Origin of the sequence: Streptomyces sp. NPDC047974 (assembly GCF_040653375.1) — a bacterium.
Taxonomy (GTDB): Bacteria; Actinomycetota; Actinomycetes; order Streptomycetales; family Streptomycetaceae; genus Streptomyces.
Genome location: NZ_JBEZNU010000011.1, coordinates 206,571 through 216,886 on the forward strand (window position 1 = coordinate 206,571; position 10,316 = coordinate 216,886).

Annotated in this window: 9 protein-coding genes; 1 reads left to right on the top strand and 8 read right to left on the bottom strand. The window is 72.8% G+C overall.

The annotated features are described in order from the left end of the window. Positions 1-40: 40 nt before the first annotated feature. The 6 genes from AB0E19_RS18375 to AB0E19_RS18400 form a co-directional block, all read right to left on the bottom strand. Positions 41-652 carry a hypothetical protein gene (locus AB0E19_RS18375; protein WP_362180650.1) on the bottom strand — a complete coding sequence of 204 codons (612 nt, stop codon included), beginning with the start codon at positions 650-652 and terminating at the stop codon, positions 41-43. A gap of 38 nt (positions 653-690) precedes the next feature. Then, the gene (locus tag AB0E19_RS18380; RefSeq protein ID WP_362180653.1) at positions 691-2,148 is read right to left on the bottom strand and encodes a hypothetical protein; all 1,458 of its coding nucleotides are present in this window, start codon (positions 2,146-2,148) and stop codon (positions 691-693) included. Between the two features lie 13 nt (positions 2,149-2,161). Further along, entirely contained in the window at positions 2,162-2,545 is a 384-nt protein-coding gene (locus AB0E19_RS18385) for a hypothetical protein (protein WP_362180656.1), read from the bottom strand. A 210-nt stretch (positions 2,546-2,755) separates the two neighbouring features. Beyond that, positions 2,756-3,244 (bottom strand): LURP-one-related family protein, encoded by a 489-nt coding sequence (locus AB0E19_RS18390; protein ID WP_362180659.1) that lies wholly within the window; start codon positions 3,242-3,244, stop codon positions 2,756-2,758. Positions 3,245-3,286: 42 nt separating this feature from the next. Beyond that, positions 3,287-4,036, bottom strand: coding sequence for a hypothetical protein (locus AB0E19_RS18395; RefSeq protein ID WP_362180662.1), 750 nt, complete (start codon positions 4,034-4,036; stop codon positions 3,287-3,289). Positions 4,037-4,039: 3 nt separating this feature from the next. Further along, the gene (locus tag AB0E19_RS18400; protein WP_362180665.1) at positions 4,040-5,479 is read right to left on the bottom strand and encodes a hypothetical protein; all 1,440 of its coding nucleotides are present in this window, start codon (positions 5,477-5,479) and stop codon (positions 4,040-4,042) included. Between the two features lie 172 nt (positions 5,480-5,651). Between AB0E19_RS18400 and AB0E19_RS18405 the strand changes: the two genes are divergently transcribed. Beyond that, on the top strand, positions 5,652-7,463 hold the full coding sequence (locus tag AB0E19_RS18405) for an NHL domain-containing thioredoxin family protein (protein ID WP_362180668.1): 1,812 nt from the start codon (positions 5,652-5,654) through the stop codon (positions 7,461-7,463). Positions 7,464-7,467: 4 nt separating this feature from the next. Here AB0E19_RS18405 and AB0E19_RS18410 read toward each other — a convergent pair whose 3' ends face one another. Further along, complete coding sequence (locus tag AB0E19_RS18410) at positions 7,468-8,775, bottom strand: M18 family aminopeptidase (RefSeq protein ID WP_362180671.1); 1,308 nt, start codon at positions 8,773-8,775, stop codon at positions 7,468-7,470. Between the two features lie 219 nt (positions 8,776-8,994). Next, on the bottom strand, positions 8,995-10,316 hold a 1,322-nt coding region (locus AB0E19_RS18415), incomplete at its 5' end, for an acyl-CoA dehydrogenase (RefSeq protein ID WP_362180674.1).

Here is a 10,316-nt window from a genome sequence, read left to right on the forward strand (position 1 = left end):
TCGCTCGGAAGAAGAGAAGGGGGTGCGGAACAGGGGCGGATCAGTACTGCGATTCGGCGAACAGGTGCGTCACCCGCGAGACCCCCGCCTTCACGGCGCCCAGCCGGGTCAGCGCGGACCGGTCCACCCCCGCGAAGATCAGCGCCAGGGACAGGTCGCCGCCCTCCGCGCGGCCGGCGACCCGGACCTGGAGCCGCTCCTTCTTCCCGCGTCCGGTCTCGTGGACGGTGACGGTGACGCCGGGGTCCTCGTCGTCCGGCAGGCGGGTGAGGACGTAGCCGCGCTTGTCGAGGGCGGAGAGCCGGTACTCGTCGCCCGCGAACCGCAGGTGCAGGGCGCGCTGGTCGAGCGTGAAGCCCGCGCGGTTGCGGGACATGGGGACGATCCGGTCGCCGACGCGGAGGGTGGACCGGTTGAGGGTGGGCAGCTTCACGACGTCGGTGTGGATCCCGCGCGCCTCGAAGGAGGCCGTGGGGAGCAGGCCGCCGCGCAGCTCGGAGACGACGGCCGCCTCCGCGTTGCCGCGGGGCAGCGGGGCGGTGAGGACGATCTCGCCGAACTCCGGCGAGACGCCCTTGAACCCGGCCCGGTAGTCGTGCCGGCCGCCCTCCTTCCACCGGTGCAGCTCGAAGGGCGTGACGTCGGTGTGCATGATCCCTGTGTCCCTCTCGGTCGTATCGCGGCCGCTGCTCAGTCGAACGGGTTCAGCGCGCTGCCCAGCTTCTTCGCGCCGTCCTTGATCCCCTCGCCGATGTCGGACGCCTTGTCGCCGACCCACTCGCCGGCGTCCTCCAGGCCCTTGCCGATGGCCTCGTGGTTGTCCCAGATCAGGGCCGCGCCGTAGGCCACGCCCGTACCGATGGCGAGGCCGAGGGTGACCGGCGTCGGGGCGACGGTCAGCGCCGTCATGGAGGCGCTGAAGGCCGTGCCGGTCAGGTCCGAGGCGAACTTCGCCGGGTCCGCCTTGATCATGTCGGTGTTGTACGTGGTGAGGTTGGCCACGCCGTAGGCGGTGGCCGCGACGCCGCCGACGACACCGGCGCCGCGCAGCCAGCCGGCCGCCTTCGCCGCGTTGGCGAGGCCGCCGTTCTGGGCGACCTTGATCAGGTTGGCCTCGGCGGCCGTCGGCATGAAGAACGAGCCGTTCCGCATGAACCCGCCCCACATGGCGGCCTCGTCGGAGCCGGTGAGGGCGGTGGCGAGACCCGGCGGGATCTTGCTGAGGAGGCTGCCGGGCGCGGCGCCCGCGAGCCGCATGTTGAAGTGCTTGGAGAGGAACGTGCCGGGCGCGGTCGGGTGCACGAAGGGCGGCCGGAGCGCCTTGGACAGCTTGTACGAGTACATGCCGACGGCCGTCAGCGCGCCGGTGAACGCGCCCGCCGTGATCGCGCCGTTGGTGAACTTGGTCACCAGCTCGGCGAGTTGCGGGTTGCCGGTGAGCCGGGTGAGGCCTTCCTTCTGGAGCCGCTTGATGTAGTCGTCGAGCGTCTCGTTGTCCTTCATCTCCAGCCAGGCGAGGTCCATCCGGTCGGCCTTGGCCTTGTCGTCGGCCGCGGCGACCTTGTCCGCGCCGCCGTTGAAGCCGGTCCCGAGCGTCTCGTCGTTCTTGCCGCCGCCGCTGTCCTTCACCACGGCCTCCAGGTCCTTCTTCAGGTCCTGGTCGGCGAGGTCGAAGGCCTTCACACAGCTGTCGAGCTGCTCGGCCCAGGCGGTCTCCGCCTCCCGGATGCTCTTGGCGTAGTCCGGGTCGTGGGTGACGGCCTGCTTCTCCCCGGGGGTCAGCCGCCCGTAGTCGTAGGCGACCCGGCCCTCCTCGGAGACCTTCATGCCGGCCTTCACCGCGTCGGCGCGGGCCGACTCCAGCTGCTTCTTCAGCTCGACGAACTGCTGGTGCCCGTTGCGGAGCAGCGTCGCGGTGGCCTTCGCCTGGGTCTGCGCGGCCTGGTACTCGTACCGGGTCGCGGAGAAGTTGGTCCGCGCGGCGGTGGCGCTCACGCCGATCCAGAACGGCGAGTCGGGCAGCGTCTGCACGCTGTCCCGGTAGCGCCCCTCGACCCGGTGCAGCTCCTTCGCCATCTCGTCCCACTTGTCGGCGGCGGCGGAGAGCTTGCCCAGGTCGGTGGTCATGATCTCGGAATAGGTCAGCATGGCGGGACCCTCCTCAGTAGCCGGAGATCGAGGAGACCGGCGGCACGCTCGCGATCTGCGTGCGGACGCCCACGTCCTGGCCGGTGAGGGTGGTCACGGTGCCGCGCAGCGCGCCCTTCTCGTGCGCGAGGCGCGCGAGCAGCGCCTTGACCTGGTTGTTCCAGGTGGTGTCGACCGTCTTCAGGCCGGCGGCGACGGACCAGCCGCCGAAGGTGGAGATCGCCGTGGTGGTGGCCTCGTCGGCCCACTTGGCGGCCTTGCCCGTGTTGGGCTCCAGCTCGGTCTCGATGGTGTTCGCCGCCGCCCTCTTCTTCTCCGGCGCGGTCCGCAGGTCCGGGGCGCCGCCACCGACGATCCCCCGGCCGCCGGTGCCGTCGTCCAGCTGGTTCAGGCGCATGGCCGCCGGCTCCTGGGCCGGCGCCGCAGCGGCGGCCCCGGTGGACCGAAGGCCGGCAGTTTCCTCGTCAAAACCCATCTCGCGGAGCCCCCATGGCGGTACGACGACATCACTTTGCAGATGCACCCGTATGTTTCCCGGTCCGAGCGCCGGAAACAAGCCGCGTTGGCCAGAGCCTTACAGGACCCACCCGTCTCGGTCCCCCTCCCGCTACTCCCCTCCCCGCTCGGCCATCCGGATCACGCACACCGCCACCGCGATGAGCAGGGAGGCGTCGGCGTCCTCGCGGACGACGTCCACCGCGTAGGTGTCCCGGACGCGGAACCACCGGCGGGAGATGTGGGCGAGCAGTTCGCCCTCGTACTCGACGGCGAACTCCCGGTCCAGGATCCGGCCGCTGACGTCCAGTTCGGTGCCGTCGACGAGCGTCACGCGGTAGTGGTTGCGCAGCAGTGAGAGCCGCTTGCGGCGGACGGTCGCCAGCGGCTGCTCGTCCCGCTCGATCGTCATCGCGTCGCGCAGGCTGACGAGCTTCTGCCGCAGCGTGACGAGCACCCGCCCGTCACGGTCCTTCAGCTCCAGTGTGTCGCGCAGCCGGAGCGCCTTGCCGTCGACGAGGAAGGCGGGCCGGCCGTCCTCGTCCTCGATCCAGTAGTCGTCGCCGATGGCGAAGAACTTGTCCCGCACGAGGTATTTCATGCGCAATGTCTCCCTCTCGCTGTTTCACGTGAAACAGCGGGATCACCCGAAGTAGCGGACGAAGGCCTCCGGTGGCGTGCCGAGCATCTCGCCGAAGGGCTCGTCGAGCTGATGGACCAGCAGCGCCGTGAAGGCGATGAAACCGGCGAGACCCATCACCATCACCACATGGGTGCGGGTGTGACGGATGCCGAAGATGAACATGAAGGCGAGGGTCAGGACACCGCCGATGATCAGTCCGGCCCACAGCACCGGCGACAGCCGCTCCTGCGCGGCCGCCTCCCGGCTGCGCCGGGCGTCGTCCACGTTGCCCAGCTGGGCGAGGACCTCCTGCGCGGCGATCTGCTGCGAGACGGTGGCGGTGTCGTCGACCTCGCCCGCCCGCCGGAGCTGTTCGAGCAGCCGCCAGCCGGAGGGATCGAGCGGTTGCCGGGCGGCCATCATCGGCCACTCGACGTCCACCACGTGGTCGGCGTACGTCCGCGCCGCCGCCCGCAGCGGCTCGCGCCGGTCGCCGGGGAAGGCGTCGGCGAGCAGATACGTCTGGTGCAGGGCGCTCGCCTCGGCCTGGGCGTGGTCGGAGGCGGAGGTGCGGGTGTCCCAGACCGAGACCAGGCAGAGGCCGAGCACGATGGCGTAGAGCACCGAGACCATCATGGCGATGTACTCGGCGACGTCCTCGCGCGGCTCCTCGCTCTCGGGGAGGGGGAAGAGCCGCGTCTTGACGACGACGGCGAGCGCGCCGAGCAGGGCGACCCCGAGCACGACGAAGAGCGTTTCGAGCACGGCCACGGGTCAGGTCCTCCGGTTCCCGAGGAGCGCGGCGGCGAGCGCCGCCGGCACCAGGATCAGCAGCAGCATCACGACCACCCCCATCTCGTCCGCCTCCCGTCCCCGCCGCCGCAACCGCCCGAGAAACCCCTCGCCGTCGAGCGTCGCGGCCTGCCGGGCGGCATCGGGCGGGGTACGCCCCCCGGCCGAGGCCTCTCCGGTGCCTCCGGTGCCTCCGGTGCGGGCGGAGTCGACGGCGTCGGACGCGTCGGCGGCCTCGGGTGCGGCAGGGGCGGGCGGCGCGGCCGGTGCGGGCTCCACCAGCCCCTCATCGACACCGGCATCGGCCCCGACACCGGCCCCGGCCCCTTCCCCGACCACTGCGGCCCCGGGGACGGCGGCCTCCGCCCCGGGCGGGCCGAGGGGCAGGACGCCCGTCAGCGGAGGTACGGGCGCGGCGGCCGCACCACCGGTCGCACCAGGCACGCCGGGCACGCCGGGCGCACCGGCCGCACCAGGCGCGCCGGCCGCTCCGCGCGCCCCGGGGGTTCCGGGCGCACCGGCAGCAGCCGACCCCCCGCGCCCCTCCGGAGGCGCCTCCCGTACGGGCTCAGGCGCCGGCTCCGGCACGGTGAAGGAGGCGCCGGTACGGGCGGTGAGCAGGGGCGCGGCGAGCCGGCGCCCGTCGGGGGCGTAGGTGGCGACCCGGTCGGTCGCGGTGGCGAGACCGGTACTGCGGTGGACGCCCGGCGGGCGCCGTAAGGTCGCCGTGCAGCGGGCGGAGGCGCCGGGGGCGAGCCGGAGCGGGCCCGCGCCGCAGTCGACACCGCGCCCACCGAGCCCGAGCCCGGGATCGGTGACGCGTACGTCGTACAGGGGCCGGTTCCCGCGGTTGGCGACGGTGTACGTGACGGTGGCCGCGCCCTTCGCCGCGGGCGCGGCGACGCGCACCCGCTCGCCGAGGACGAGGGCCCCGAGGACACCGCTGTACCCGCTGCGGGCGGTCGCGGCGACGGCGAGCCCGAGCGAGGGGATCCGGCCCTCGGCGCGGACGGTGCCTTCGCGGGTCCCGGGAAGGGCGCGGAAGCGGGCGGCGCACTCCATGGAGGTGAGCCCGACGAGGGTCCGGCGCGGGCAGCGCGCGGCGACGCCCGCGGGGAGTCCGGGGTCGCGCACCCGCACCCCGTGCAGATCGGCGCCGCCCCGGTTCACCAGCCGGTACCGCTTCACCACCTCGCCGCCGGCCCGTACGGGGGCCGGCCGTTCCCCGTCGTCCCCGCGGCCGTTGACGGTGACGGTCAGCCGCAGTGCCCTGTCGCCCGCGCCGCCCGCCCGCGCGGGGGCCCCGGCGGCGAGGACGAGGCAGGGCAGGACGAGCACCCCGGCGAGGATCCCGGCACCGGCCCGGACGGCCCGCCTCCCCCGGATGCGCGAGTAGTCGGATGATCTGCCCGCATGCGTCATGCGCCCATGCCATCGCCCGCCGGGCCCCCGACTCGCCCCGGGACACGCCCGCACCCCCCACCCGGCCCCACCGATCCACCCGTACGCACGTACGTCCGCACGCCTGTGCGCTCGCGTGGGGTCGTGGCGGGCCCTTCACGGCCCGTTCACGGGCGGATGGCAAGCTTGAAGGATGAACGATGCTGCTCCGGCGCCCACCCCTGCGCCCGCACCCCGCAAGCGTGCCCGTGTCCGTGCCCCCGAGCTGATCGGCAAGGGCGGCTGGCTCAACACCGGCGGCGACGAGCTGACCCTCGCCGGCCTGCGCGGCAAGATCGTCGTGCTGGACTTCTGGACCTTCTGCTGCATCAACTGCCTGCACGTCCTCGACGAACTGCGGGAGCTGGAGGAGAAGCACCGGGACACGCTCGTCATCGTGGGCGTGCACTCGCCGAAGTTCGTGCACGAGGCCGAGCACCAGGCGGTCGTCGACGCCGTGGAGCGGTACGAGGTGCACCACCCGGTGCTCGACGACCCGGAGCTGGCGACCTGGAAGCAGTACGCCGTGCGCGCGTGGCCGACGCTCGTCGTGATCGACCCCGAGGGGTACGTCGTCGCCCAGCACGCGGGCGAGGGGCACGCCAACGCGCTCCGGACGCTGGTCGAGGAGCTGGAGGCGGAGCACGAGGCGAAGGGGACGCTGCGGCGCGGCGACGGGCCGTACGTGCCGCCGGAGCCCGTCGCGACCGATCTGCGCTTCCCGGGGAAGGCCGTCGTCCTCCCGGAGGGGAACATCCTCGTCTCCGACACCACCCGGCACCAGCTGGTCGAGCTGGCCGCCGACGGGGAGACCGTCCTGCGCCGGATCGGCGGCGAGGGCGTCTTCCGCGAGCCGCAGGGGCTCGCGCTGCTGCCGGACGGGACGGTCGTCGTCGCGGACACCGTGCACCACGCGCTGCAGCGCTTCGACCCGGCGACGGGCGAGGTGGAGCGGATCGCCGGTACCGGCAGGCAGTGGTGGCAGGGTTCGCCGACCTCCGGGCCCGCGCTCGACGTGGACCTGTCCTCGCCGTGGGACGTCGCCTGGTGGCAGGGCAAGGTGTGGATCGCCATGGCCGGCGTGCACCAGATCTGGACGTACGACCCCGGGACGGGGACCGTCGAGGTCGCGGCCGGGACGACGAACGAGGGGCTCGTCGACGGCCCCGGCGCCGAGGCCTGGTTCGCGCAGCCGTCCGGGCTCGCCGCCACCGAGGACCGCCTCTGGATCGCCGACTCGGAGACCAGCGCCCTGCGGTACGTCGACACCGACGGCACCGTGCACACCGCCGTCGGCACCGGCCTCTTCGACTTCGGTCACCGGGACGGCGCCGCCGGCCAGGCGCTGCTCCAGCACCCGCTCGGCGTGACCGCCCTGCCCGACGGCTCGGTCGCGGTCTCCGACACGTACAACCACGCCCTGCGCCGCTACGACCCCGCCACCGGCGAGGTCACCACCCTCGCGACCGATCTGCGCGAGCCCAGCGACGCGGTCCTCGTCGGCGACGACATCGTCGTCGTCGAGTCGGCGCGCCACCGGCTCACCCGGCTGCGGCTCCCGGAGGAGGCCGTGCGGGTGGAAGCGGTCGCCCACCGCACGAAGCGCGAGGCCACCGACGTGGCGCCGGGCGCCTTCCGGCTCGACGTCGTCTTCCAGGCGCCGACGGGCCAGAAGCTGGACGAGCGGTACGGCCCCTCGACCCGCCTGCTGGTCTCCTCGACCCCGCCGGAGCTGCTGCTCTCCGGCGAGGGCACGGGCACGGACCTCTTCCGCGACCTGGTGCTGAACCCGGACCTCGCCGAGGGCGTCCTGCACGTCTCGGCGATGGCCGCGTCCTGCGACGACGACCCGGCCAACGAGTACCCGGCCTGCCACGTCCACCAGCAGGACTGGGGCGTCCCGGTGCGGATCACGGGAGACGGCGCGAGCCGCCTCCCGCTGATCCTCGCGGGCATGGACGCCTGAGGGGTCAGCCCTCCAGGAAGGCGACCAGGGCGTTGGCGAGGAGGTAGGGGTCCTCGGCGCCGCAGAGCTCGCGGGCGCTGTGCATGGAGAGGATCGCCACGCCGATGTCGACGGTGGTGATGCCGTGGCGGGCGGCCGTGATGGGGCCGATCGTGGTCCCGCAGGGCATGTCGTTGTTGGACACGAACGACTGCCACGGCACGCCCGCCTTCTCGCACGCGGCGGCGAAGAGGGCGCGGCCGGTGCCGTCGGTGGCGTACCGCTGGTTGACGTTGACCTTGAGGATCGGGCCGCCGTTGACGCGCGGGTGGTGCGTCGGGTCGTGCCGCTCCGCGTAGTTGGGGTGGACGGCGTGGCCGGTGTCGGAGGAGAGGCAGACCGTGCCGGCGAAGGAGCGGGCCCGGTCCTCGTAGCCGCCGCCGCGGGCGTACACGGAGCGCTCCAGGACGGTGCCGAGGAGGGGGCCCTGGGCGCCGGTGTCGGCCTCGGAGCCGTTCTCCTCGTGGTCGAAGGCGGCGAGGACCGGGATGTACGGGAGGTCCTCGCGCCCGGCGACCTCGACGAGCGCGGCGACGGCCGCGTGCACGGACAGCAGGTTGTCCATGCGCGGCCCGGCGACGAGTTCGCGGTCCCGGCCGAGGTAGGCGGGGGCGTCGACGGCGTGGACCATCAGGTCCCAGCCGGCCACGTCCTCGGCCTCCACGCCGGCCTCGCCCGCGACGAACGCGACGAGGTCGCCCTCGCGGACCTCACCGGTGCCCCACACGGGCTGCATGTGGCGCTGCCGGTCGAGCTTCAGACCGTCGTTGGCGGAGCGGTCGAGATGGATGGCGAGCTGCGGGACGCGCATCAGCGGCCGGTCGACGTTGACCAGGCGGTGGCTGCCGTCGCGGAGGGTGAGGCGGCCGGCGAGGCCGAGGTCGCGGTCGAGCCAGGTGTTGAGGAGGGTGCCGCCGTAGACCTCCACGGCGACCTGCCGCCAGCCCTGGGCGCCCATGTCGGGCTGGGGCTTGACGCGCAGGTTGGGGGAGTCGGTGTGCGCGCCGACGATCCGGTACGGGGTGTGCGGGGCGGCGCCCTCGGGCACGTACCAGGCGATGATCGCGCCGCCGCGGGTCACGAACTTCCCACCGCTCGTCCCGTCCCACGCCGCGGTCTCCTCGACCCGGCGGAAGCCCGCCTTCTCCAGCCGGTCCGCGGCGTTGGCCACCGCGTGGTACGGCGACGGCGAGGCCGCGAGGAAGGACATCAGGTCATCGGTGTGTCCGGGCCCGAAGGGTGCGGACGCCGGTCGGGAAGCTGCGCTGCTCATGGGCCCACCATACGGGGACCCCTTCCCGCGCCCGGGGCCGGTGGTGAGGGCCGCAGAGTCCGTGCCTCCGCCCGCGGAACCCGGCGAGTGAGCCCGGCTGTAGCGCCCCGGTGGGGGTCCCCCCAGCGGAGCTGGGGGAGAACCGAGCCTTGAGGAAAGGGGGAACGGCCCGCCCCCCTCCCCGGGGACGGGCCGTTCCGAGTAGGACGAGGCGTGTTCTCAGAACGCTGCCTCGTCCAGGTCCATCAGGCCGCCGTCGACGCCGTCGGCGAGGCGCCGCTCGGCGGAGACGCCCGGCAGGACGTTCGCGGCGAAGAACTTCGCGGCGGCGATCTTGCCCTGGTAGAAGGCGACATCCTTGCCGGTCGCGCCGGCGGCCAGCTTCTCGGCGGCGACGGCCGCGCCCTTGAGGAGCAGGTAGCCGACGACGACGTCGCCGGAGACCATGAGCAGGCGGGTGGTGTTGAGGCCGACCTTGTAGATGTTCCTGACGTCCTCGCCGGTGGCCATGAGGTCGTCGAGCATCTTCTTGACGATGCCCTCCAGGTCCACCGCGGCCTTGGTGAGCGCGTCGCGGGCGCCGGCCAGCTCCTCGCCGCCGGTGCCGACCGCGAGGAACTTCTTGATCTCCTCCGAGAGCGCGTTCAGGGACGCGCCCTGGTCGCGGACGATCTTGCGGAAGAAGAAGTCCTGGCCCTGGATGGCGGTGGTGCCCTCGTAGAGGGTGTCGATCTTGGCGTCCCGGATGTACTGCTCGATCGGGTACTCCTGCAGGAAGCCGGAGCCGCCGAAGGTCTGGAGCGACTGCGCGAGCTGCTCGTAGCCCTTCTCGGAGCCGTAGCCCTTCACGATCGGGAGCAGGAGGTCGTTCAGGCCGTGGAGGGCCTTCGCGTCCTCGCCCGCGGCCTCCTTGAGCTGGATCTCGTCCTGCACGGTGGCCGTGTAGAGGACGAGGGAGCGCATGCCCTCGGCGTACGCCTTCTGCGTCATCAGCGAGCGGCGCACGTCGGGGTGGTGCGTGATGGTGACCTTGGGGGCGGCCTTGTCCATGAAGTTGGCCAGGTCGGTGCCCTGGACGCGCTCCTTGGCGTACTCCAGGGCGTTGAGGTAGCCCGTGGAGAGGGTGGAGATCGCCTTCGTGCCGACCATCATGCGGGCGAACTCGATGATGAGGAACATCTGGCGGATGCCGTCGTGCTTGTCGCCGATGAGCCAGCCCTTGGCGGGGTGCTTGTCGCCGAAGGTCATCTCGCACGTGTTGGAGGCCTTGAGGCCCATCTTGTGCTCGACGTTCGTCGCGTAGGCGCCGTTGCGGGCGCCGAGCTCGCCGGTCTCCCAGTCGAACTCGTACTTCGGGACGAGGAAGAGGCTGAGGCCCTTGGTGCCGGGGCCGGCGCCCTCGGGGCGGGCGAGGACGTAGTGGAGGATGTTCTCCTCCATGTCGTGCTCACCGCTGGTGATGAAGCGCTTGACGCCCTCGATGTGCCAGGAGCCGTCCTCCTGCTGGACGGCCTTGGTGCGGCCGGCGCCGACGTCGGAGC